At 62.7% G+C, this 22790-nt stretch carries 21 protein-coding genes; 15 read left to right on the top strand and 6 right to left on the bottom strand.

Annotated elements, in window-relative coordinates:
- The first annotated feature begins 1 nt into the window (after position 1).
- Positions 2 to 481 carry a nuclear transport factor 2 family protein gene (locus AAGS40_RS24635; protein ID WP_345815623.1) on the top strand — a complete coding sequence of 160 codons (480 nt, stop codon included), beginning with the start codon at positions 2 to 4 and terminating at the stop codon, positions 479 to 481.
- A 218-nt stretch (positions 482 to 699) separates the two neighbouring features.
- Positions 700 to 1218, top strand: coding sequence for a hypothetical protein (locus AAGS40_RS24630; protein WP_345815622.1), 519 nt, complete (start codon positions 700 to 702; stop codon positions 1216 to 1218).
- On the opposite strand, the gene AAGS40_RS24625 is transcribed toward AAGS40_RS24630, so the two are convergent.
- A complete protein-coding gene (locus AAGS40_RS24625) occupies positions 1215 to 1490 on the bottom strand; it encodes a hypothetical protein (RefSeq protein ID WP_345815621.1) in 276 nt (91 codons plus the stop codon). The genes AAGS40_RS24630 and AAGS40_RS24625 overlap by 4 nt on opposite strands.
- A gap of 153 nt (positions 1491 to 1643) precedes the next feature.
- On the bottom strand, positions 1644 to 3062 hold the full coding sequence (locus tag AAGS40_RS24620; RefSeq protein ID WP_345815620.1) for an inorganic phosphate transporter: 1419 nt from the start codon (positions 3060 to 3062) through the stop codon (positions 1644 to 1646).
- A gap of 449 nt (positions 3063 to 3511) precedes the next feature.
- Between AAGS40_RS24620 and AAGS40_RS24615 the strand changes: the two genes are divergently transcribed.
- Genes AAGS40_RS24615 through AAGS40_RS24600 form a run of 4 tightly spaced genes read left to right on the top strand, consistent with a single transcriptional unit; the run spans position 3512 to position 7632 of the window.
- Positions 3512 to 5920, top strand: coding sequence for an ATP-binding protein (locus AAGS40_RS24615; protein ID WP_345815619.1), 2409 nt, complete (start codon positions 3512 to 3514; stop codon positions 5918 to 5920).
- 49 nt (positions 5921 to 5969) lie between these two features.
- Positions 5970 to 6704, top strand: coding sequence for a methyl-accepting chemotaxis protein (locus AAGS40_RS24610; protein WP_345815618.1), 735 nt, complete (start codon positions 5970 to 5972; stop codon positions 6702 to 6704).
- Positions 6701 to 7243, top strand: a complete 543-nt coding sequence (locus AAGS40_RS24605; RefSeq protein ID WP_345815617.1) for a hypothetical protein — start codon at positions 6701 to 6703, stop codon at positions 7241 to 7243. Before AAGS40_RS24610 ends, AAGS40_RS24605 begins: the two co-directional genes overlap by 4 nt.
- 23 nt (positions 7244 to 7266) lie before the next feature.
- Positions 7267 to 7632 (top strand): response regulator, encoded by a 366-nt coding sequence (locus AAGS40_RS24600; RefSeq protein ID WP_345815616.1) that lies wholly within the window; start codon positions 7267 to 7269, stop codon positions 7630 to 7632.
- Between the two features lie 242 nt (positions 7633 to 7874).
- On the opposite strand, the gene AAGS40_RS24595 is transcribed toward AAGS40_RS24600, so the two are convergent.
- Positions 7875 to 8840: a LysR family transcriptional regulator gene (locus AAGS40_RS24595; protein WP_345815615.1), complete on the bottom strand. Its 966-nt coding sequence runs from the start codon at positions 8838 to 8840 to the stop codon at positions 7875 to 7877.
- Between the two features lie 238 nt (positions 8841 to 9078).
- Between AAGS40_RS24595 and AAGS40_RS24590 the strand changes: the two genes are divergently transcribed.
- The 5 genes from AAGS40_RS24590 (at position 9079) to AAGS40_RS24570 (ending at position 15235) form a co-directional block, all read left to right on the top strand.
- Positions 9079 to 10398, top strand: a complete 1320-nt coding sequence (locus AAGS40_RS24590) for an MFS transporter (RefSeq protein WP_345815614.1) — start codon at positions 9079 to 9081, stop codon at positions 10396 to 10398.
- A gap of 10 nt (positions 10399 to 10408) precedes the next feature.
- On the top strand, positions 10409 to 11188 hold the full coding sequence (locus AAGS40_RS24585; protein ID WP_345815613.1) for an SDR family oxidoreductase: 780 nt from the start codon (positions 10409 to 10411) through the stop codon (positions 11186 to 11188).
- Positions 11189 to 11253: 65 nt separating this feature from the next.
- Entirely contained in the window at positions 11254 to 12981 is a 1728-nt protein-coding gene (ilvD, locus tag AAGS40_RS24580) for a dihydroxy-acid dehydratase (RefSeq protein WP_345815612.1), read from the top strand.
- Positions 12978 to 13889 carry an NAD(P)-dependent oxidoreductase gene (locus tag AAGS40_RS24575; protein ID WP_345815611.1) on the top strand — a complete coding sequence of 304 codons (912 nt, stop codon included), beginning with the start codon at positions 12978 to 12980 and terminating at the stop codon, positions 13887 to 13889. Before ilvD ends, AAGS40_RS24575 begins: the two co-directional genes overlap by 4 nt.
- Positions 13890 to 13939: 50 nt before the next feature.
- On the top strand, positions 13940 to 15235 hold the full coding sequence (locus AAGS40_RS24570; RefSeq protein ID WP_345815610.1) for an MFS transporter: 1296 nt from the start codon (positions 13940 to 13942) through the stop codon (positions 15233 to 15235).
- A 417-nt stretch (positions 15236 to 15652) separates the two neighbouring features.
- Here the strand turns inward: AAGS40_RS24570 and AAGS40_RS24565 are convergent, their stop codons facing one another.
- Entirely contained in the window at positions 15653 to 16411 is a 759-nt protein-coding gene (locus AAGS40_RS24565) for an SDR family oxidoreductase (RefSeq protein WP_345815609.1), read from the bottom strand.
- 79 nt (positions 16412 to 16490) lie between these two features.
- Positions 16491 to 17453, bottom strand: coding sequence for a GlxA family transcriptional regulator (locus tag AAGS40_RS24560; RefSeq protein ID WP_345815608.1), 963 nt, complete (start codon positions 17451 to 17453; stop codon positions 16491 to 16493).
- A gap of 234 nt (positions 17454 to 17687) precedes the next feature.
- Here AAGS40_RS24560 and AAGS40_RS24555 point away from each other — a divergent pair, with 234 nt between their 5' ends.
- Positions 17688 to 18326 (top strand): HD domain-containing protein, encoded by a 639-nt coding sequence (locus tag AAGS40_RS24555; RefSeq protein ID WP_345815607.1) that lies wholly within the window; start codon positions 17688 to 17690, stop codon positions 18324 to 18326.
- A gap of 88 nt (positions 18327 to 18414) precedes the next feature.
- On the opposite strand, the gene AAGS40_RS24550 is transcribed toward AAGS40_RS24555, so the two are convergent.
- A complete protein-coding gene (locus tag AAGS40_RS24550; protein WP_345815606.1) occupies positions 18415 to 19128 on the bottom strand; it encodes a GntR family transcriptional regulator in 714 nt (237 codons plus the stop codon).
- Positions 19129 to 19289: 161 nt separating this feature from the next.
- On the opposite strand from AAGS40_RS24550, the gene AAGS40_RS24545 reads away from it, so the two are divergent.
- From AAGS40_RS24545 to AAGS40_RS24535, 3 genes are all read left to right on the top strand, one after another.
- Entirely contained in the window at positions 19290 to 20510 is a 1221-nt protein-coding gene (locus AAGS40_RS24545) for an aminotransferase class V-fold PLP-dependent enzyme (protein ID WP_345815605.1), read from the top strand.
- A gap of 185 nt (positions 20511 to 20695) precedes the next feature.
- The gene (locus AAGS40_RS24540) at positions 20696 to 21982 is read left to right on the top strand and encodes an MFS transporter (protein ID WP_345815604.1); all 1287 of its coding nucleotides are present in this window, start codon (positions 20696 to 20698) and stop codon (positions 21980 to 21982) included.
- 44 nt (positions 21983 to 22026) lie between these two features.
- Complete coding sequence (locus AAGS40_RS24535; RefSeq protein WP_345815603.1) at positions 22027 to 22776, top strand: 2-keto-4-pentenoate hydratase; 750 nt, start codon at positions 22027 to 22029, stop codon at positions 22774 to 22776.
- The last annotated feature ends 14 nt before the right edge of the window (positions 22777 to 22790 follow it).

Below are 22790 nucleotides of genomic sequence, written 5' to 3'. Positions count from 1 at the left end.
CATGGCCGACCCAACCGAAACTCGCCCGCCTTTACCCCCATTCACCCGCGACACCGCGATCCAGAAAGTGCGGGCCGCCGAAGACGGCTGGAATACGCGCGATCCGGAGCGCGTGTCGCTCGCCTATACGCTGGACAGCGTGTGGCGCAATCGCGCGGAGTTCACGCACGGGCGCGAGCAGATCGTCGGCCTGGTGCGCCGTAAATGGGCGAAGGAACTCGACTACCGCTTAATCAAGGAATTGTGGGCATTCACGGACAATCGCATTGCCGTCCGTTTCGCCTATGAGTGGCACGACGATTCGAACAACTGGTTCCGCTCGTATGGCAACGAGAACTGGGAGTTCGACGAACACGGACTGATGGCGCGCCGTCATGCCAGCATCAACGATCTGCCCATTCGCGAGGCCGACCGGTTATACCATTGGCCGCTCGGCCGCCGTCCGGACGATCATCCGGGATTATCGGATCTCGGCCTCTAGTTTCACCTTCTCTTCAAAGATGGACGCGCGTCGCGCGTTCATCGCTGCGCCATCGCTCTCCGTTATCGTCGTTCAACTGGCAGGGGCACGCGTTGTGCCCGGGCGCCCGAGCGTGTCCTCAACATCGAGTGTGCGGGTTTGAGGTACAGTGCGCGACGGCGGCTTGCAAGCATACCTGGACATCGTTGCGCCGGCGCCAGACCGGTGGCGGAGAACACATGCAATTTCGGCAGATCAAAAAAACGATTCGACACACTGCGTTCGCACTCGCGGCGACTTGTGCGGGCGCGTCCGCTGCGCACGCGGGCAATTGGTGCGACGGCGGCGTGTGGGTCGACGCCATGCTCGGCTCGTATCACATCAACCCCGATCCCAACACACACTTCGAGCAGTTCAATCCAGGGCTTGGCGTCGAGTGCTGGCTCAACAACCAGTGGGCAGTCACGGCCGGCGGGTTTCGCAACTCATTGCGCCGACCTTCGTTCTACGGCGGCGGAGTGTGGGCACCTGAGTTCGCACACTGGGGCATCGTGCGGATCGCGGCGATCGGCGGCATTATCTCCGGATATAACTATGGCAACTGGGGACTGGGCCACAACCACACCATCGGACCCGTGGCCGCGCCGATCGTGATGGTCGAATATAAGCGTGTCGGCGCGAACTTCATCGTGATTCCTCCCATTCCTTCGGACGATCTTCCGTTCACGATCGGCTTTCAGTTGAAGGTGAAGTTCTAGGCGATCCATTGACCACCGAAGCGCTTAGGTGAGCCAATCCAGGATGGTGAGGAATTCCAGGAGATGGCGTCGCTGCCGTCAAAGGTGAGTTGTTCCAGGAAATAGCGCGTGATGGCTAAAGGTGAGACGTTCCAGGACCGGGTGCGTCGCGCATCAAAGGTGAGGATTTCCAGGGAGTCCTCGCTATACGGTCCGCGAGCAATCGACGCCTGCTTGGCCGGCTCACCTTCCCGCAAGCGATTCCGACGTAATGGCACGTCGGGACGTGACATCCAACCCACTGGATCACTGCGGATAACACCAGCCGAGCCAGGTCTGAAAACCTGAAGGTGAGCGTTTTCGGGAGCCTTTGCGGTGCAAATCTGCGTACCTGTGCGCGCACTTCATGTCTGAAGGTGAGGAAATCCGGGAGCCCGGATCGGGGCTCAAAAGCGCGGATTGGCAAGCACGTAGAACAGTCCGGCTGACATCGCCATCGTCACCGGCAACGTCACTAGCCATGTCAATGCGATCCGCACCAGCATGCCGGCTTGCACCCCCTGGCCGCCGGCAGCCATTGTTCCGGCAATGCCCGAAGTGACGATGTGTGTCGTGCTGACCGGCAGTCCTGTGAAGCCGGCTGTTCCAATGAGAATGGATCCGACCAGTTCCGCGCTGACCCCTTGCCCCGGCGTCATGTGCTGCTTGCCCAGCCGCTCGCCGAGCGTGCGCACGACGCGTTTATAGCCGACCATCGTTCCGAGGCCGAGGCACAGCGCGCTCAGCATGCGTACCCAGAACGGCGCGTACTCCACGGGCTCGCTCATCTGCTTCATCAGATCGGCGGCCTGCTTCCTCTCCTGCACGCTGGCGCTTTTTGCTTCGCTGACATGCTTTAACTGCGACACCACTTCGTAGATATCACCGCGCAATTGCGACCGCGTAGCGCGTTCGCCATCCACCGGTCGGGACCCGGCATTCAGTTCGGACGCCTGCTTCTGCAATTCCGGCTGTGCATTCTGCAGCGCGGCCGCGGCTTTCAGTGCGTGATCCTTCACGTCGTCACCGTATTTCTGCACGAGCGGCACGGCGGCTGACGCGCGCTGGCTCAGTTGCGTGAGCTGCCCTGTGGCCTCAGGATTGAGCGCATACGTAGCGGGTAACAGGCCGATTATCGTGAGCATGATGAGGCCGATACTCTTCTGGCCATCGTTCGTACCATGCGAGAAACTGACCGACGTGCACGTGAGGATAAGCAGCCCGCGCAGCCACCACACGGGCGGCTCGCCTTCCTTGGGTGGTTCGAACAGATGGCCGCGCCGCACGATCAGACGCATCAGGCCATAAAGACCGCCCGCCAGCACGAAACCCAGAACCGGCGAGACGGCGAGCGCTTCGAGCACCTTGATGATCTGTTGCCAGTCCACCCCTTGACCCAGATCGCGCGACTTCAACAGCGCGTCCGCGGAAGCGACGCCGATCAGCGCGCCGATAATGCAATGCGAACTGCTGTTCGGAATCCCGAACGCCCAGGTCAGGACGTTCCATAGCAACGCGGAGAGGAAGATCGACACCAGCATCGGCACGGCTGGCGAGCCGTCGGGCGGCGTGAGGACGTCGGGCGGAAGAATCTGTACCAGCGCGTACGCCACGGCGATTCCGCCGACCAATACGCCGACGAAGTTCATCAGCCCGGACCACACCACGGCCTGAACCGGCTTGAGCGACTGCGTATAGATAACGGTCGCGACAGCGTTAGACGAATCGTGGAAACCGTTGGTTGCCTCGAACGCCAGCACCATCACGAAACACACCACCAGCATGGCGATGACGATAGCCGACGACGGCGTGAAATGAACGAGCATTCGCGCTCCCGCAAAAGGTTGGGGGACAAGCTCGCGGATGTCGGCCTGCAGCTCCGTGAATGCGAACGCTCGATCGTAGGCGCAGAAGATGAAGCTTTTAAGTCGGTAAAGGCGACGGCAAGCGGCAGGAAGCGTCATATCTACCGGGGCCGTCTGCCTGGATCCGTATGTCGATTCTCGCTCTTCGATTCAAACCGGCAATAAATCAGAGCCAATAATTAATGGGCGTGAATAACGGCATTCGGCTTAAAAACTTGAGCAAAAAATTAGAGGAAGTCCTTGCCCTGAAAAACCACGCTCCGTGGACCTTCCCGGAATTCAGTCATCGCTTAGTAACAATGAGCGGCAATACTCAGCGTCGCGAAAAGGCAGACCATGCAGACCACATTCGCATATAACGCGCTGCTCCTATTGAGAGCGGACGCGATGGCCAGATTTCGGGGGTTCAAATGACGATTCGTCATCGCATTACGTTTTTGGTTGTTCTGATGTTCGTCGCGTTGTCGGCGATTGGCGGCTTCGCTGTTTATCAAACGCGCGGCAGCGCCACTGAAGTGCGCAAGGTAACCGAGGGTGTCGTGCCGAGCGCGCTTGCCTCCGCCGATCTCGTGTCGCAGGTCAAGGACGTGCAGCTTGCCACGATGACGCTGGTCTACGCGCCGGACGCCAACATGGTCGCGCAGGCACAGGACGAGCTCAAAAAGAAAAAAGCCGCTCTGCAAAATGCACTGGCGGTGCAAGCCAAAGATGCCGCGAGCACCGCCCAGAAGGGCCTCGTTTCGCAAGCCGGTGACAGCCTCGAAAACTATTTCTCCGCGATTGCCGAGACAGAAAAATTGAAGGCCGACGGCAAGAACGAACTGGCGCAAGCCTATCTGTTCGCGAACGTCGCTCAGTATCGCGATGAACTGGAAGGCATTGTCGACACGTTGCGTGTCGAAAAGAACCGCCAGAAAGACGACGCGATCACCGCGCTGAACGCCACGCTTGCGACCACCACAACGGCACTGGCCGTTGTCACCGGTATGGCGATCGTTCTGCTGACCTCGATCGGCTCGATGCTCTACCGTCAGATCACCCGCCCGTTGAGCCGCATGCAGGCCATGATGAGCGAGATCGCATCGAGCCAGGACTTCGGGCGCCGTGTGCCGGTCGGGCGGCTCGACGAGATAGGCCATTCAATCGTTGCGTTTAACGGCATGATCGAGAAGATCCAGCAAAGCTCCGCGCAACTCAAGCAGAAGACGGCCGACATCCAGGCCATGCTGCAGAACATGCAGCAGGGTATCTTGACCTTGGTCGATGGCGCCGTGATTCACTCGGAGTACTCGGCCTATCTGGAAGACATCTTCGAGACCACGCATATTGCCGGGCGCGGACTGATGGATCTCGTCTTCGCCGACACCGACCTCGGCGCGGACGCGCTGTCGCAGGTGGATGCAGCTGCCCAGGCCTGTCTGGGTGAGGACTGTATCAACTTCGCGTTCAATCAGCACCTGCTGGTCGGCGAAATCTCAAAGCGCATGCCGGACGGCCGCGTGAAGATTCTTGACCTGAGCTGGTCGGCGATTACAGATGAGGACGACGTGATCGTCCGCCTGATGCTCTGCGTTCGCGACGTGACCGAGTTGCGCAAACTGGCCGCCGAAGCCGGTGAGCAGCGCCGGCGCCTTGACATGATTGGCGAAATTCTCGCGGTCAGCGAAGAGAAGTTCCACCATTTTATTGAAAGCTCGGCCGGTTTCGTCAGTGAGAACGAGAAGATCATCCGGCAGCATTCGGCGCCGGATCACGCCGCGATCGCCGAACTGTTCCGCAATATGCACACCATCAAGGGCAACGCGCGCACGTATAACCTCCAGCATCTGACGCACGTCGTGCACGAAACGGAGCAGAGCTACCACGAACTGCGTCAGCCCGACGCAAAGCGCTCATGGGATCAGGATCATCTGATGCATGAGCTCACGCGCGTGCGCGAGGCAATCGAAAGTTATGCGCGAATCAGCGAACAGAGCCTCGGGCGCAAAGGCAGGGGCCGCGCAGACGATGCGGGCAATTCGAGCCGCTACCTGATGGTCGAACGAGAACAGATCCAGCGCATTGCTAGCCTGCTCGACAGGACGGACAGCAGCGAGCTGCACGCACTGCAAACCATGCGCGATAACGTGCGACGAACCTTGCGCGCGCTCGACAGTGTAAGCATGCGCGAAGCGCTCGCTGGCGTGCTCGGCTCGCTGCCTTCGCTCGCTGGCGAGCTCGGCAAACCGGCGCCGCACGTACAGATCGACGACAACGGCTACCGCGTGCGCGGGCAGGCGGCCGGCACGTTGAACAACGTGTTCATGCATCTGTTGCGCAATTCGATGGACCACGGCATCGAATCCGCCGAAACGCGTCGCGCGCAAGGCAAAGCGGAGGCAGGCACGATCGCGATCGAAGTCGGCGTGGAAAGCGGCGCGCTACAGATCACCCTCAGCGACGACGGCCGCGGTCTCGCACTCGAAAAGATTCGAGGCATCGCGCTCGAGCGCGGCCTGATCGACCGCGACGCGAAGCTTAACGACAAGGCAATCGCCGAGTTGATTTTCCGTCCAGGCTTCTCGACCGCTCGGAGCGTCACTGAAATGTCGGGACGCGGCGTCGGCATGGATGCGGTACGTGATTTTCTGCGGCGCGAGAACGGCCGTATTGAACTGCGCTTCACGGATCAGCACGAGGGCGCGGCGTCCCGTCCGTTTCAGACAATCATTTTTCTGCCGGACAGCGTCGCGATCGACACGCTCGGCGACGAGACGCATGGCGGCTCCGACGTGTCCGATGTAGCGGACTCGCTGCAACTCGACGCAGTGGCGGATTGAGCGCAACCAATGTGCTCGACAGCAGCACGTGACTTCTGAAGGATGAGTTGTGATTCAACAGTACTTATTGGCAGCGGCGGCGGGCAGCGCGGTGACAGCACTCATCGCATTCGTACTGCACAGGCTGCATGTGACGACATCCACGGCACGGTTGCGCGCCGGGCTGCAGGCGCAGCTCGACGCGCTCATCGCCAGGCAGGCGGACTACGACGAGGCCCTTCGCACACGCGACGAGGCCGCGAGCGCATTTCAGTCATTGACCACGCAACTTCGCGATGAGTTGGCGCAGTGCGCTCAAGACGCCGACGCACTGCGCGCATCGTTAAGAGCCGTCACGCAAGACAAGGACCAGTGGGCGCAGCAGGCGCGGCATCTCGCTGGCGAGGCCACGCGTCTGAAAGGGCTTGGCGCGACGTTCGAGCGCTGGCATGAGCAGATGATTTCGCTGATGACGCAAAACCATGACATGCACGCGAAGAATCAGGAGCTGTCGTCGATCGTGCGTCACGTCGTCATCGTTTCGCTGAATGCGTCGATTGAAGCGGCGCGCGCGGGACCGGCGGGCCGTGGCTTTGCCGTGGTCGCGGGCGAAGTGCGCGCGCTCGCTGCGCGGTCGGAAGAATTGTCCAGGAGCTATCGCGACAGTCTGCATCGCAATGACCTGACCACGACCTCGACGTTTCAGGACATTCAGGCAGGCGGCAAGATGATTGCGGCGTCGCTTGCGAGCGTCGAGTCGCTGGCCAACCAGTTTCATGCGAAGCTGATCGAGGAGCCAGTGTGATCTCGGACCACGCGAAAGAAAGTTTCGATCGCATTTTTCGCAAGGCGGCCCACGCGCGCTTGCCGGCGGATGGCGCCGACACGTGCGAAATCGCGCTCACCGAAGAAGCAGTCACGCCCGACGCAAGCCGGACGTCCCAGGTGGTCGTGCTGACCATTTCGTCGATCGTCTGCCGGCTGCTGCTGATCCTGCATTTCGACGAAGACGATGCAACGCGCCAGTACTACCTCAAGGAAGGCGATGAGCGGCCGTTTCGCGAAGCGTTCCTTGAGATCTGCAATCTGTGTTGCGGCGCGATGAACCAGGAGTTGCTGCGTTATTTCCCCGATCTCGGCATGTCCACGCCCTATGTGCTGAATGCGCGCTGTCTGCCGTATCTGCAGGAACTGGAGCCGGGGTTGCTGTCGTCGTATTCGGTCACGCTCAACGGGACCGCACGGCTCGGCGCGACGATATGTGTTTGCGCACACGCGCCGGTCGATTTTGTCGCAGACGTTAGCGCGATCGAAGAAACGAGCGGTGAACTCGAGCTGTTCTGATGGTTGTCATAGGAAACGAAATCATGTCGAAAATTCTGGTGGTGGATGACTCAAGCACGGTGCGTGACGAAGTGGCCGGCTTTCTGAAGAAAAATGGACTGGACGTCGACACCGCAGTAGACGGCAAGGACGGTCTAGCGAAGCTCAAGGCAAGCCCCGGCATCAGGCTGGTCATCAGCGACGTCAACATGCCGAACATGGACGGCCTTACGATGGTCGAGAAAATTCGCGGTGAACTCGTGAACAAGACAGTGAACGTGATCATGCTCACCACCGAAAGCAGTCCCGCGATGAAGGAGCGCGGCAAGGCCGCCGGCGTGAAGGGCTGGATCGTGAAGCCGTTCAGGGGCGACGCCGTGCTCGAGACGTTCCGCAAGCTGGCGAGCTGAGCGCGAGCGAAAAGGCAGAAACTGCAGTGCTTTCTGCCAAAGGTGAGGTTTTTCAGGAGACCGGCGCTGACATGACGCAACGCGTCGGAAGCGCGTCGCAAACCGGTTGAAAACGCGCTCAGCGAGCGAACCCGCCATCAGCCGCGACAGCGGGCAGCCCTGGTTTCTGCGGCTGAACGGGGTTAAAGGTGAGACTTTTCAGGATCGCTCAGGTGCGAATTGGTGCCGTGAGCGCGCTCACCTTACTCCACCTCACCCTCCAGTAATTCCGACGACGATTCGCGCAGGCATTCGCTAAACAGATCCGCCGCCGGCGCGGACGGGTCTGCGCGCCATACCAGCACGACCTCGCCGAGCGGTTCGAGCGGCGCGAGCGGCAACACCCGCATGCGGCCACGGCTCACGTGATGACGCGCTACCGAAAGCGGCAGGATCGACACGAACTCGCCGCGAATCAGCAACGACAGATTCAATGTCAGCGAACTCGATTCGATTGCGCCCTGATCGAGCGAGATGCCTTGGCCGGCGAGGGTCTCCGCCATGGTCGCAAAGGCGGGCGAGCCGCGCAGCGGCGTAATCCAGCGCGCCGAACGCAGATCGTTCCAGTTCACCTGCAGATCCACCTTGCCAAGCGGATGACTCGCGCCCACCACGAAGACGAACGGCTCGCGAAGCAGCGTTTCCTGGCTCAACTGGCCTTGGGCGTCGGCAACACGATTACGGCCCAACGCGAGATCCAGGTCGCCTTCGTCGAGCATTTTGACGAGCTTGTCGAGCGTCGTCTCCACGAACGAAAACGTGGCGGACGGCGCGCGTCGCATGAATAGCTCCACGGCGTGCGCGATGATCGGCTGCGGGATTGTCGCTACTGCGCCAAGGCGAACGTGACCGGCGGTGCCCGTCGTCAACGCGCTCACGTCGCGGCGGGCCAGTTCGATATGCCGCAATATCTCGCGCCCGCGCGCGGCCATGATCCTGCCGATGCCCGTCAGCTCCACCGCATTGCCGACTCGCCGCGCGACCGGCACGCCGAGCGCCTCTTCGATTTCGCCGATCTGTTTGGAAATGGCCGGTTGCGTGACGTGAAACGCGGCCGCGACGCGCGTGACCTGACCCAGATCGGCGAGGCTGACCAGGATGCGCAGATGCGGCAGTTTCAGACCGCTGCGAAAGAAGCGGTCGATGGCGTCATTTTCAGCGGTTGCCATGCGTGTTTACTCGGAGAACATAACCCGGCGGTAATGACCCGCGCCGAAACAGTGATTTGCGGTGCGGCGCTCAACCCGGCTAATCTTCATTATCGGCTGGGACGATGGGGCGTAGAGCGCATGAGTCGAGCATAGCAGTTACGACTCGATCGCATGACTCAGGGTATAACCGGAGACGCTGCCTGGTGACGCACGCCGCGACCACAGCGCGCATTCAAGCGCGCGGAAGGAGACGACCATGAGTACCCCTCTTTACGGCGGGGCCGACAGGCCCGCCGCCCCGACAGAACCCGCGCAACGCACTGCGCTCTATCGCAAGCTCGCGTGGCGCATCGTGCCGTTCCTGTTCCTTGCGTTCATCGTTGCGTATATCGACCGCGTGAACGTGAGCTTCGCCAAGCTGCAGATGCTCACGGATCTGTCGCTGAGCGAAACCGTCTACGGCGCGGGCGCCGGCATCTTCTTTCTCGGCTATTTCATTTTCGAGGTGCCGAGCAACCTGGTTTTGCATCGCGTCGGCGCACGTATCTGGATCGCACGGATCATGGTCACGTGGTCGATCGTCTCCTGTCTGACGATGTTCGCGAGCGGCGCCACGTCGTTCTATGTGCTGCGCTTTCTGCTCGGCGTCGCCGAAGCGGGCTTCTTTCCGGGCATCGTGCTGTATCTGTCGACATGGTTTCCGTCGAACAAACGCTCGCAGATCATTGCGCTGTTCATGGCGGCGATCCCGGTTTCCGGGGCGATCGGTGGCCCGGTGTCCGGCTGGATCATGCAGCAACTCGCGGGCGTGCAGGGGCTTGCGGGCTGGAAATGGCTGTTTCTGATCGAAGGCATTGCGTCGCTGGTGGTGGGCGTGGCCGCCTTTTTCGTGCTGCACGATCGCATTGAATCCGTGAGCTGGCTGTCGAAAGACGAGAAAGCGCTGCTCGCTCGCGACCTCGAAGCCGATGCGCAAACGCGCGCGCATCAGACCGTGCGCGGCGCGTTCGCCAACCCGAAGGTGTGGCTGCTCGGCCTGCTGTACTTCTGCATTGCGATGGGCAACTACGGCCTCGTGTTCTGGCTGCCGACGATGATCCGCGCAAGCGGCGTGGTGAGCGTCGCGAATATCGGGCTGCTGTCGGCGGTGCCGTCGCTGATCAGCGCAGTGGCGATGATCCTGATCGCCCGTCACGCCGACAAGCACGACGAGCGGCGCGTTCACGTCGCCGCATGCGCACTGCTCGGGGCGGCCGGCATGGTGGTGTCGGTGCTGCTTGGCACGCACGTGTGGCTCTCGATGGCTGCGCTCGTGGTTGCCGCCATCGGCATCAATTCCATTGCGCCGGTGTTCTGGGGCATCCCGACTGCGCTGATGGGCGGTGTAGGCGCAGCGGCCGCCATTGCCGTGATCAATTGCACGGGCAATCTGGCGGGCTTCGTGAGCCCGTATGTGATCGGTTTTCTGAAAGACGCGACCGGGCAATTGCTGCCCGGCATGATCGTGCTCGCGTGCGCACTGGTGCTGGCGGCGGTGATCGTGCTGGCAATGCCGGTCAAGCGCAAGACAGTATGAGGAGAGCAGTATGACGCAGCAGGTCTGTATGGTCACCGGCGCGGCGACCGGCATCGGCGCAGCAACGGCGCTACGTTTCGCGAGCGCCGGGTGGGCAGTGGCGATCGGCAACTTCGACGACAGCACGCGCGACGCGGCGCTCGCCGTCGAAGCGCAATGCCGCCAACTCGGCGCCGACACGCTGATCTTCGACGCGGACGTTGGTTCCGACGCCGACTGCGTGGCCGCGGTGCACACCGTGGCGTCGAAATGGCAACGCATCGACGCGCTGATCAACTGCGCCGGCACCACGCGCTTCGTGCCGCACGGCGATCTCGCGGCCATCGACGACGCCGAGTTCGAGCGCGTGTATCGCGTGAACCTGATCGGCATGTTCCAGATGACGCGTGCCGCGGTGCCCGTGCTGCGCGATTCGTCGACGGCTGCGCACAGCGCGTCGGTGATCAATATCTCGTCGCTGGCTTCGCTCAACGGTACGGGCTCCTCGATTGCCTATGCCGCGTCCAAGGGCGCCGTCAACACGCTCACGCTGTCGCTCGCGCGCAATCTGGCGCCCCATATTCGCGTGAACGCGCTCGCCCCCGGCATGGTCGACGACGGCTTGCCGCGCCGCGTACTCGGTGAAGAGGCGTACGCAAGGATCGTCGACAACATGACGCAGACCGCGCCGCTCAAGCGTGTGTCGCAACCCGGCGAAGTCGCGGACCTCGCGTGGTTCATCGTCGCGCATGCCCCGGCGATGACCGGCCAGGTGATTGCCCTCGAGAATGGTTTGCTGCTCAACGGCTAGCCGGCCACGCGCTCCTCGCGCAAAAAACGCCGCGCCACGTATCAGGAAAAGCTACAGGACAACTCATGAGCAATCTGCACAAACACCGCTCGCGTACCGTGGCCGAGGGCATCACGCGCACCCCGCATCGCGCGTTTCTGAGGGCAACCGGCCTGGACGACGCCGCTATCGGGAAGCCGTTCGTCGCGATCGTCGATACGTTCGGCGAAAACACACCATGTTCCATGTCGCTCGCGTCGGTGTCGGATAACGTGCGCCTTGGCGTCGCCGCGGGTGGCGGCGTGCCGATTCGCGGCTCCGCGATTTCGGTCTCCGACGGCACGTCGATGAATCATTCGGGCATGCGCTTTAGCCTCGTGTCGCGCGAGATCATCGCGGACAGCGTCGAGGTGTTCGTGCGTGCGCATTGCTACGACGCGTTCGTCGGCGTGGCCGGTTGCGACAAGACACTGCCCGGCATCCTGATGGGCATGGTGCGCGTGAACGTACCCGGCGTGTTCCTGTTCGGCGGCGCGATGCTGCCGGGCATCGCACCGGACGGCACGCAGGCCACGATCCTCACCGCAATCGAAGCAGTGGGTGCGGCGCAACGCGGCGACATGTCGCTCGACACATTGCGCGGCATCGAGAAGCGCTGCACGCCGGGCGCCGGCTCGTGCCCCGGTCAATTCACCGCGAACACCATGGCGATGGTCGCCGAAACGCTCGGCCTCGCGCCGCTCGGTTCTGCGATGGTGCCCGCCGTCTACAGCGAGCGGATCGCCATTGCGCGGCGCGCCGGCGAAACGGTAATGAACACGCTGAAAAACGGCGGCCCGCTGCCGCGCGACCTCGTCACGCGCAAGAGTCTGGAGAACGCCTGCGCGGCCGTGGCCGCGACCGGCGGTTCGACCAACGCCGCGTTGCACATTCCGGCAATCGCGCACGAAGCCGGCATCCGCTTCACGCTCGACGACGTTTCCGAAGTGCTCGCCCGCACACCGCTGATCGGCGACCTGCAACCCGGCGGCAAGTATCTGGCGCTCGATCTGTATCACGTCGGCGGCGTGCCGGCGGTGCTGAACGCGTTGCTCGCGGGCGGCCATTTGCACGGCGACACGCTCACGCAAACCGGCGAGACGCTCGAGACCGCGCTGAAAGCGTTCGCGGGTCCGGATGGCCGCGTCGTGCGTGCGCATAACGAGCCGTTGAGCGAGAACGCTGGCCTCGTCGTGTTGCGCGGCAATCTCGCGCCGGACGGCGCATGTCTGAAGACAGCGGGCCTCAAGTCGCTCGTGTTCAGCGGCACCGCGCGCGTGTTCGAAACCGAGGAGGCGTGCATGTCGGTCGTTTCGAAACGCACTTACCAGGAAGGCGACGTGCTGGTGATTCGCAACGAAGGGCCGAAGGGCGGCCCCGGCATGCGCGAGATGCTCAGCGTGACGGCGGCAATCTATGGTCAGGGTATGGGCGAGAAGGTGGCGCTGCTGACCGACGGGCGCTTTTCCGGCGCGACGCGGGGCATGTGCATTGGTTACGTCGGTCCGGAAGCGGCAGCGGGCGGCCCGATCCGCTTGCTGCGCGATGGCGACCGCATCCATATCGACGCGCACAAAGGCACGCTCGACGTCGAACTGAGCGACGAAGAACTCGCGCGGCGCGCCAGCGAAACGACGCCGTTCTCGCGTGGCCGCCTGGGTGGCGTGCTCGAAAAATACGAAGCGCTGGTGCGCCCCGCGAACCTTGGTGCGGTCACGCATTCGGGTGGTGTGGAATGGCCGTACGAGGCGTCGATCGGCGAGGAGGACGCATGAGCGCAGCGTTGCTCCCGGACACGCCGCGCGCTGGCTTTTGCGGCATCGGCAAGATGGGCGAACCCATGGCGCTCCGGCTGCTGGCCGCGGGCCATGCGTTGAGCGTGTGGAATCGCTCGGCGGACAAACTCACGCATCTGCAGGAACAGGGCGCGCAGGTGAGCGGGTCGCCCGAGCGGCTGGCCGCGCAGTGTGACGTCGTCATGCTGTGCCTGGGCGACGCTCAAGCAGTAGAAGAAGTGGTGTTCGGCGAGCACGGCCTCGCCTGTGCAGCGAATGCGCCGCGTATTCTGCTCGACCATTCGACGATCGCGCCGGACGCCACGCGCCGTTTCGCCCAACGCTGGCACGAGCGGACCGGCGGCATGTGGATCGACGCGCCGGTGTCGGGCGGTACCGCCGGCGCGGCGGCCGGCACGCTTGCGATCATGTGCGGCGGCGAGCCCGCCGCGATCGCCGCGGTTGAACCGGTGCTGCGCGCGTACGCATCGCGCGTGACGCGCATGGGCGCGACGGGCGCGGGGCAAGCGACCAAGCTTGCGAATCAGGCGATCGTCGTGACCACCATTGCCGGCATCGCCGAAGCATGTGTACTGGCGCAGCGCGCCGGCATCGACGCGGCCGCGATGCCCACCGCACTGCAAGGCGGCTGGGCGGATTCAGTGCTGCTGCAAACGTTGCTGCCACGCATGCTGACGCCCCCTGCGAATCCGTCGGGCACGATCCGCACGATGCTCAAGGATCTCGATGCAGTGGCGCAACTGGCGCATGACTCGCATGCGCCGTTACGCGCGGTGGGCGAAGTGCGCAAGCTTTTGCAGGAAGCAGTCGGACAAGGACGCGGCGAAGACGACATCTCACAGATCGTTCGCGTTCTGCTCGATCAGGCGGTCAGTCCGTCATGTTGAACACGCGAGCACACTCGCCGCGACCGTAACCCACCGCGCAGGAGACCACCATGTCCAGTCTCGAATCCGCGTCACTTCCCGACGAAGCACCCACACGGCTCACGCGCTCGCAGTGGCGCATGATCGTTCTCGCGAGTCTCGGCGGCGCGCTCGAGTTCTACGATTTCGTCGTGTATGGCATCTTCGCGCAGTTCATTGGGCGTGCGTTCTTTCCGATGCGCGATCCGATTGTCGGGCTGGTGCTGTCGTTCGCCGTGTTCGCAGTCGGTTATCTGGCGCGGCCTGTGGGCGGTGTTGTGCTCAGCTATTTTGGCGACCGGTACGGACGACGCCGCGTGTTCATCGTCTCGGTGATCGTCGTGTCCATGTGCACCATCGGCATGGGCATCGTGCCCACTTACGCGTCGTGGGGCATCAGCGCGACCCTGCTGATGATTCTGCTGCGGCTCGTGCAAGGTTTCTGCCTCGGCGGCGAGTTGCCCGGCTCGATTACCTATGTGGTCGAAACGGTGCCGCGCCGCGCTGGATTCGTTTGCGGTATCGTGTTTTTCTGCGTGAACTCGGGCGTGTTGCTGGCGGCTGCCGTCAACCTGTCTGTTCACAGCCTGCTGAGTGGCGACGACGTGGCCGCGTACGGCTGGCGGATTGCGTTTCTATTTGGCGGCGCCATTGGACTGCTGAGTTTCTGGCTGCGTCGCAAGCTCGAAGAGACGCCTGCGTTTGCCGAGATGAAACATCTGGCGGCGAGGCACCCGCTGTCGGAATTGCTGCGCGAACACTGGCGCCCCGTGTTGCTCGGCATCGGCACGACGGCGGTGGTTGCGGCATTCAACGGTCTGCTGTTCGCGCACATGCCGGCTTATCTCGACCGCGTGTTGCACTACGATCCGCGGCGCGTCGCGATCGGGCAGAACGTGGGGCTCGCCGTGGTATCGACAGGCATCCTGCTATCGGGCTGGATCGGCGACAAGATGCCGAGGCGCTACGTGTTGCGCTTCGGATCACTGCTGCTGATGGTGCTGAGCTATCCGTTCTATTTCGCCGCAAGCCATCACACGACCGACGTCGTGCTTTTACTCGCATTGGCGGGCGTGGCGGCATGTCTTGCCAACGGCACGTTCGCCTGCATCATCGCCGACATGTTTCCGACGCGCGTGCGTTTCAGCGGCGTCGCGCTGACGTTCAACGTGAGCTTTACCGTGTTCAGCGGCACGGCGCCGCTCATTGCGACGTGGCTGATTTCCTCTACCGGCAACGTCGCGGCGCCTGCGTATTTCATGGCGGCTTGCGCAGCGCTTTCGCTTGCCGCGAGCTTCGGGCTGAAAGCAGTGAGCGGGAAAATCTAGCTTCGCTCTCGGTGTGACACGGCGCAATTAAGGTCGGCACTCGTGAAAGGTGAGGGTTTGCGGGAGTCGACGGATTGGTGGGGTACGCGCTACGCCCAGCATGCGTTTGCGACCTGCCCCTCAAGGTGAAAGGTGAGCGTTTTCGGGAGTGGCATGAGTTGCGACGTCCGCCGCAGGCCGACCGTTTCGAGCGAAAGGTGAGACTTTTCGGGAAGTGCGGTGATGCATGGCGCGGTGGCGGCTTCGCGCCATGCAGTTCTGCGCTAACGCTGCGCATGGCCCGTGCTTAAGACCTCAATCAGAGGCTGCCGGGCGTTAAAACGTGGGTCCAGCTGCGCGCCTTATGTGACGAACGGCACGCGACATGCCGGCTGCCCAGCTAAAGGTGAGGCTTTTCGGGAGCACACTCGCGCCCCGTCAAACGGGCTTGTTGATCTCGCGGATATCGGCAACCGGCGTCTGTCCGAAAGCATCGCTCAACGCGTAATCGAGCAATTGCGCTGCGCATTGGTCAGGCGTCACTAGCTGGCCATTGCGCTTGAGGTCTTCGAACTTGTCGCGCATCGGAAACTGCTCGGCGCCGCTGCTGCGAATCTCCGCCTGCATGTTCGTGTCGATGACGCCCGGCGCGAGACTGCAGATGCGCAGTGCGCGATTGGCGTCGAGCGCAACAGCACGCGCATGGTGATCCAGTGCCGCCTTCGTCGCGCAATAGATACTCCAGCCCGCGTAAGCGTGACGGGCCGCGCCGCTCGAAATATGCACGATGCGACGATCGCTCGCGCCGGTGGTGGCGGCGGCGAGCGCGCTTGCCAGCATGAGCGGCGTGGCAACATTCAGGCTCACTGCGCTGGCGATGGCCGCAGCGTCCTGTCCTTCAATCGGGCCGATCGGCTGCACCATGCCGGCGTTGTTGATCAGCAGCACGGTCTGCGCGCCGCTGGCAAATTCGCGCAGGGCATCCGTCGCGATCAATTGCGCGACGCGAGCAGGGTCGGCCAGTTCGAGTTCGATTTCCTTGAGCAGTGCGGGAAAGCGGGCGTGGAGTGCGGCGTTGCGCGAGCGGGACAAACCGAGCACTGCGATATCGCGCGCGAGCAGTTGTTCGGCGAGCGCCGCGCCGAGGCCACGCGTGTGGCCGGTGACGATCGCGCGGATCGGGGTCGTGGAGGTCATGGGCGGGTTCCTGTGATCTGGGCTTGAACAGCGCGCATTTTCTCACGTCATGTTTTGACGCGTGGCTTGCCCGTCCCGTTCAGGTAGGGCGAAAACGCTCGCGATATTGCATAGGCGTCACGCCGATACGTTTTGTGAAGACGATCCGCATGCGATCGGCGGTGCCGAAGCCGCAATCGTACGCAATGGCCTTGAGCGCCGCGCCGCTGCTTTCGAGCAATTTGCGGGCGGCATCCACCCGCGCACGCTCGATGAATTCATGCGGCGTGATCCTCGTTTCCTGTACGAACACGCGCGCGAAGTTGCGGGCGCTCATTCCCGCGACATCCGCCAGTTGCTTGACGGTGAAGCTTTCGCGAATCCGCTCCATCACGTGTGCCTGCACTTTGGCGACGGGCGAGGTGTCGTCGGCAGGCGCGCTCAGGTAGGGGCTGAATTGCGACTGGCCGCCCTGGCGCTGTGCAAACACCACGAGGCGCTTGGCAACGGCCAGCGCCGTTGGCGCGCCATGATCCTCGGCGACCAGCGCGAGCGACAGGTCGATGCCTGCCGTTACACCCGCCGACGTCACGAGCGGACCGTCACGCAGATAGATGCGGTCGAAGTCCACGCGCGCCTCGGGAAACTGCTCGGCCAGTTGCGCCGCATGCTGCCAATGCGTCGTGACGTTGCGGCCGTCGAGCAGGCCCGCATGACCGAGCGCGAACGCGCCGGTGCAGATGGACCCGTAACGGCTGCACTGTGTCGCCACGTGAGTCAGCCAGTCGAGCAGCCGCGCGTCGGGCGCTTCGCCTTCGGGCAGCGCCGGGCCGCCGGCGACGAGGCCCAGATCGAATGGATCGCGCGCGCTATCGAAGGTTGCGTCGGCGGTCAGCGTCATGCCGTTCGACGCCCGCAGCGGCGAAGGCTCCGCGCTCACCAGCGTGACCGTGTAATGGTCCGCGGGCGGGAGAAAACGGTTGGCTTCGGAAAACACGTCGACGGGACCGGCGACATCGAGCGCCTGCACGCCTGGAAATATCGCGATCGCGACGGTGGGCATCGAAAGCATTCCTTTGACGATGAACGGGCAGCGCGGCAGTCAACGCGGTGCGTTTGGCAGTGTTCAGCGGTGCGCCGCGATTGCCCGCGCAAGCCCGCTGGCCAATACTGCATCTCATTGGCGGCGCAGCCTCGGGTAGCAAGGAAGACGTGCCGCGAGCCAGCATACCAAACGCGCTTTCAACGCACAAAGGCCGCGCGTTCCGTTCACTCGATTCGTTCAAGGAGCATAGTCATGACCACGATTGCAGGCATCAGGATTCCCGACAGCATGATGGCGCGCGAAGCTACGCAGCTCGTTCGCGATACCGAAACCGAACTGCTGTATCATCACTCGCGCCGCGTCTTTCTGTTCGGCTCGCTGGCCGGCGAGAGGAGGCAGCTCAAGTACGACCCGGAACTGCTTTACATCGGCGCCATGTTTCATGACATGGGACTCGTCGCGCCGTACAGCAGCGAGCATGAGCGCTTCGAAGTGGACGGCGCGAATGCCGCGCGCGATTTCCTGCAGCGCCACGGCATTGGCCAGGATGACATCGACCAGGTGTGGGCGTCGATCGCGCTGCATACGACGCCTGGCATTCCAAAGCATATGAAGCCGGTGATCGCACTGGTGACGGCGGGTGTCGAAATGGACGTGCTCGGTCTTGCCTACGACGAATTCACCGAACAGCAGCGGCATGAGGTGATTCATGCTCATCCGCGCGGCGCGCATTTCAAGGAAGGCATTATCGAGGCCTTTGCGCAAGGCACGATCCACAAGCCGGAGACGACCTTCGGTAACGTCAAGGCGGACGTGCTGGCGCTGAAGGACCCGCATTACCATCGCGGCAATTTCTGTTCGATCATTCTCGGGTCCGCATGGAAAGACTGATCGGCGGGCAGAGCCGATGAGCGGGGCGCTGCGCTCTTTCCCGCTGGACCGGGCGGTCCCGCCCGGTCTTCGGTGAAGAACCTTCGCGCTACGACGTGGAGCCCGCTACCGCCTGCTGCACCTGCAACACCGCATCCCGCTTGTCCAGCAAATGCTGCCTCAGGATCGCGCTGAGCTTTTTCCCGTCACGTGCCTCCAGCGCCTTCAGCATCTCGTCATGATCGTGAATCGCGCTGTCCCACTTCGGCACCGAAAAATTTGACCGGAACCGCAACGCCTGCAAACGGCGGTTCACTGCGATGTACGTCTGCCGCAATGCCGAATTGCGCGCGGCTTCATTGATCTTGTCGTGAATCGCCTGATTGCGGCTGTAATAGCCGGGCAGATCGTTTTGCGTCCGGCAAGCGAGCATGGCGTAATGCAGCGCCTTGATCTCCGCCAGCTCCGCTGCCGTCATCCGCTCCGCGGCCAGTTCGCCGGAAAACGCTTCGAGACCGCTCATCAATTCGAACGTCTCGCGCAACTCCGCCTCCGACATCTTCGACACCGACGCGCCCCGGTTCGGCGAAATCTCGATCAGCCCCTCCGCCGCCAGCACCTTCAGCGCCTCGCGCAACGGCGTGCGCGAAATGCCGAGCGTCTCGCACAGTTCGCGCTCGTTCAGCTTCTTGCCCGGCTCCAGAACACCTTCGACGATAAAGCTGCGGATGTGCTCCACCACCGTGTCATGCAGGCGCTGGCGCTCGACCTTGGGCATCAGTGGGGCAATCGCGACGCTCGTACCGAAATCCGAATTTTGCATTCAAAAACCCTCAAGCTATATCAACGCGAATTTTATCGGAACCTTGTCCGTTAGTTAATAGCGCGGGTAAACACCGGGCCCAAAAGGCAATTTTCGTCTTGGGACCGTCATGGATCGTCTGATATAGTTTTTTGCATGCAAAATTCAATCGGAGAAGACTTATGCTAAAGCTCGACTTTCATCCCGCCGGCCGCCACTTCCTGCAGATTCCCGGGCCGAGCCCGGTGCCCGACCGCATTCTCCGGGCGATGAGCTACCCGACCATCGACCACCGCGGGCCGGAGTTCGGCGAGCTCGGGTTGAAGGTGCTCGACGGCATCAAAAAGATCTTCAAGACGCAGCAGCCCGTGGTGATCTATCCGGCGTCGGGTACGGGCGCATGGGAAGCGGCGCTCTCCAATACGTTGAGCCCCGGCGATCACGTACTGATGTTCGAAACCGGCCACTTCGCCACGCTCTGGAAAAAGATGGCGGAGAGCCTTGGGCTGAAGCCGGAGTTCCTCGGTTTGCCCGGTATCGAGGGCTGGCGTCGCGGCGTGCAGCCGCAGATGATCGAGGAGCGTCTGCGTGCCGACGCGGAACACAGCATCAAGGCGGTCTGCGTCGTGCACAACGAAACGTCCACGGGCGTGACATCGGATATCGCCGCCGTGCGTCGTGCGATCGACGCGGCCGGCCATCCCGCGCTGCTGCTCGTCGACACGATCTCGGGTCTCGCCTGCGCCGACTATCGCCACGACGAGTGGGGCGTCGATGTCACCGTGTCGGGTTCGCAAAAGGGCTTGATGCTGCCGCCGGGCATCAGCTTCAACGCGATTTCGCCCAAAGCCGTGGCCGCCAGCAAGCAGGCCAGACTGCCGCGCAGTTTCTGGGACTGGACCGACATCGTCGAAATGAACAAGACGGGTTACTGGCCCTACACGCCGAACACGAACCTGCTGTACGGCCTGAATGAAGCGCTGGAAATGATTCTCGGCGAAGGGCTCGACAACGTGTTCGCCCGTCACGAGCGTCTCGCCGAAGCGACCCGCCGCACGGTCCGCGCGTGGGGACTGGAGATTCAGTGCGCGGACCCGGCGGTTTATAGCCCGGTCCTCACCGGTGTGATGATGCCCGACGGCGTGGACGCCGACGCGGTGCGCAAGCTCATTTACGAACGCTTCGACATGTCGCTCGGCACCGGCCTTGGCAAGATGAAAGGCCGCATGTTCCGCATCGGCCATCTTGGCGACTGTAACGATTTGACGCTGCTTGCCACGCTCGCCGGCTGCGAGATGGGTCTGCGGCTTGCCGGTGTGCCGCTCAAGGAAAGCGGCATGCCTGCCGCGATGGAGTGGTTGAGCCAGCCGTCGAAGGCGGCGGGTCTGAAAGCGGCCGCCTGAGCGCAACACGAAGGTCCTGAATAGAGGTCCGCAGGGGAGGGCGCCAAAGCCCTTCCCGCCGAAACCCACGCCTCGATAAGGCCAGGAACGAAGACTTGCGATGTACCGCGGCGTCCTGCGCCGCGCGGATACCGGCGCCGGCGCCAGAAGTGGCGCGTCGTCGACACATGCAATGGAGAGAGACGATGAAGCGGTTTCGTGTGACCAGTGCGAGCAGTATCGTTCTATTGATGCTTTGCATCATGTACTTCATCACCTATCTCGACCGCGTCAATGTCAGTACGGCGGCCGCCGGGTTCGGCAAGGAATTTCATCTGTCGCATACGGAAGTCGGACTGGTTTTTTCGGCGTTCGCCTATCCGTACCTGATCTTCCAGATTATCGGCGGCTGGGTCAGCGACCGCTTCGGCGCGAAACGCACGCTGCTGTTTTGCGGCGCGGTGTGGGGCATCGCAACGCTGCTGACCGGTTTCGCCGGCGGCCTCGTGTCACTGCTGGCGGCGCGCGTGCTCCTTGGTTTCGGTGAAGGCGCCACGTTTCCTGCGGCGACGTCCGCGATGGCGCGTTGGGTCGCGAAGGAAAAGCGCGGCTTTGCACAGGGGATCACGCACGCGGCGTCGCGCATCGGCAATGCGGTCGCGCCCGCGCTGATCGTGCTGGTCATGGCGACGTGGGGTTGGCGCGAATCGTTCTACATTTGCGGCGTTTTCAGCTTGCTATGGGTAGTGGTATGGGCGCTGACCTTCACCGAACATCCGAAGGACCATCCGCGCATCACGACGGAGGAACTCGACATCCTGCCCGCGCCCAAGCCGAAGGCGGCCGGTGTGCCGTGGGGCAAACTGTTTCGCCGCATGTGGCCGGTGACGATCGTGTACTTCTGCTATGGCTGGACGCTGTGGCTCTTTCTCAGCTGGATCCCGCAGTATTTCCTGCACAGCTACCACCTGCAATTGCAGAAGTCGGCGATCTTCGCGTCGGTGGTGTTCTTTGCCGGCGTGATCGGCGACACGCTCGGCGGCATCGTCACAGACTGGATTTTTACGCGCACGGGCAGCCTCAAGCGTGCGCGTAGCTGGATGGTGTCGGTCTGCATGTTCTTCTGCCTGGTTTCACTGATTCCGCTGATGTTCACGCACAGCCTGTATCTGTCGATGGCGTGTCTCGCGTCCGGCTTCTTCTTCGCCGAAATGACGATCGGCCCGATGTGGGCGATTCCAATGGATATCGCGCCGGAATACTCGGGCACCGCGAGCGGGATGATGAACACGGGTTCTGCGCTCGCCGCGATCATCTCGCCCGTGATGGGCGGCTTCCTGATCGATTACTTCGGAAGCTGGGAACTGCCGTTCGTCGGCAGCATGCTGTTGATGGCGATAGGGGTGGTGCTCGCATTCCGCATGCAGCCGGAGAGCAAGTTCGCACTTGGGAATGCGGACAAAGCGCCGGTTTCCCCGAGCCTCGGCGTGTGAGCGGTTGGCGACGCACTTTTCTCCCTCTACAGACTGCCGGTTCCATGACCTCCACTTTAAGCCAGCTTCTCGCCGACGCACGCCGCGATCACACGACGCTGAATGCGTTGGCGCCGGAACAGATACCCGCCACCGCCGACGCGGCTTACGCAATCCAGCACGAAATCCTGCAGCAAGGCGACGCGCGCATCGGCGGCTGGAAGATCGGCGCCAAAGCCGCGAGCGGCCCGATTCAGGGTGCGCCGCTGCCGCACGTCGATCTGCATGCGGACGGCGCGCGCCTGCCGCGCTCGGCCTTTGCGCCGCTCGGGCTCGAACTGGAGATCGCGTTTCGCTTCAACCGCCTTTTCGAGCCGTCCACCGCGCCGTACGATGACGCGACCGTTGTTGCGAGCATCGGCTCGGTCGGCGCGACCATCGAAATTGTCGCGAGCCGTTACGCTCACTGGCCCGACGTCGACAAGCTCGCGCAGCTCGCCGATCTGCAAAACCACGGCGCGCTGATCGTGGGCGAATTTTCGCCCTATCGCGATGACTTTCCGTTCGAGGCGCCGTCGCTGCACTTCAGTTTCGACGGTCACGACGTGGTTGAGTCCGCGCCGGCCAATCCGGCCGGCGATCCGCGCCGCCTGTTGACGTGGCTCGTCAATCACGCGACGTCGCGAGGCGTGACGGTGACGCCGGACATGGTCATTACCACCGGTTCGTACACCGGCATGTTTTTCCCACGCAAGGCGGGCACGGCGAGCGGCCGCATAGAAGGGCTCGCGCCGGTCAGCTTGACGCTGTACTAGCCGTTTTCGACAGG

This window comes from Paraburkholderia sp. PREW-6R, from assembly GCF_039621805.1.
Classification (GTDB): Bacteria; Pseudomonadota; Gammaproteobacteria; order Burkholderiales; family Burkholderiaceae; genus Paraburkholderia.
Note: the sequence above shows the minus strand (reverse complement) of the source record. Positions and strands in the feature narration are given on the sequence as shown.

What these genes read in the sequence shown, in the direction of transcription:
- AAGS40_RS24635 (WP_345815623.1), top strand. Translation starts at nt 2, where the DNA reads ATGGCCGACCCAACCGAAACTCGCCCGCCTTTACCCCCATTCACCCGC.
- AAGS40_RS24630 (WP_345815622.1), top strand. Translation starts at nt 700, where the DNA reads ATGCAATTTCGGCAGATCAAAAAAACGATTCGACACACTGCGTTCGCA.
- AAGS40_RS24625 (WP_345815621.1), bottom strand. Translation starts at nt 1,490, where the DNA reads ATGTCACGTCCCGACGTGCCATTACGTCGGAATCGCTTGCGGGAAGGT.
- AAGS40_RS24620 (WP_345815620.1), bottom strand. Translation starts at nt 3,062, where the DNA reads ATGCTCGTTCATTTCACGCCGTCGTCGGCTATCGTCATCGCCATGCTG.
- AAGS40_RS24615 (WP_345815619.1), top strand. Translation starts at nt 3,512, where the DNA reads ATGACGATTCGTCATCGCATTACGTTTTTGGTTGTTCTGATGTTCGTC.
- AAGS40_RS24600 (WP_345815616.1), top strand. Translation starts at nt 7,267, where the DNA reads ATGTCGAAAATTCTGGTGGTGGATGACTCAAGCACGGTGCGTGACGAA.
- AAGS40_RS24595 (WP_345815615.1), bottom strand. Translation starts at nt 8,840, where the DNA reads ATGGCAACCGCTGAAAATGACGCCATCGACCGCTTCTTTCGCAGCGGT.
- AAGS40_RS24590 (WP_345815614.1), top strand. Translation starts at nt 9,079, where the DNA reads ATGAGTACCCCTCTTTACGGCGGGGCCGACAGGCCCGCCGCCCCGACA.
- AAGS40_RS24585 (WP_345815613.1), top strand. Translation starts at nt 10,409, where the DNA reads ATGACGCAGCAGGTCTGTATGGTCACCGGCGCGGCGACCGGCATCGGC.
- ilvD (WP_345815612.1), top strand. Translation starts at nt 11,254, where the DNA reads ATGAGCAATCTGCACAAACACCGCTCGCGTACCGTGGCCGAGGGCATC.
- AAGS40_RS24575 (WP_345815611.1), top strand. Translation starts at nt 12,978, where the DNA reads ATGAGCGCAGCGTTGCTCCCGGACACGCCGCGCGCTGGCTTTTGCGGC.
- AAGS40_RS24570 (WP_345815610.1), top strand. Translation starts at nt 13,940, where the DNA reads ATGTCCAGTCTCGAATCCGCGTCACTTCCCGACGAAGCACCCACACGG.
- AAGS40_RS24565 (WP_345815609.1), bottom strand. Translation starts at nt 16,411, where the DNA reads ATGACCTCCACGACCCCGATCCGCGCGATCGTCACCGGCCACACGCGT.
- AAGS40_RS24560 (WP_345815608.1), bottom strand. Translation starts at nt 17,453, where the DNA reads ATGCCCACCGTCGCGATCGCGATATTTCCAGGCGTGCAGGCGCTCGAT.
- AAGS40_RS24555 (WP_345815607.1), top strand. Translation starts at nt 17,688, where the DNA reads ATGACCACGATTGCAGGCATCAGGATTCCCGACAGCATGATGGCGCGC.
- AAGS40_RS24550 (WP_345815606.1), bottom strand. Translation starts at nt 19,128, where the DNA reads ATGCAAAATTCGGATTTCGGTACGAGCGTCGCGATTGCCCCACTGATG.
- AAGS40_RS24545 (WP_345815605.1), top strand. Translation starts at nt 19,290, where the DNA reads ATGCTAAAGCTCGACTTTCATCCCGCCGGCCGCCACTTCCTGCAGATT.
- AAGS40_RS24540 (WP_345815604.1), top strand. Translation starts at nt 20,696, where the DNA reads ATGAAGCGGTTTCGTGTGACCAGTGCGAGCAGTATCGTTCTATTGATG.
- AAGS40_RS24535 (WP_345815603.1), top strand. Translation starts at nt 22,027, where the DNA reads ATGACCTCCACTTTAAGCCAGCTTCTCGCCGACGCACGCCGCGATCAC.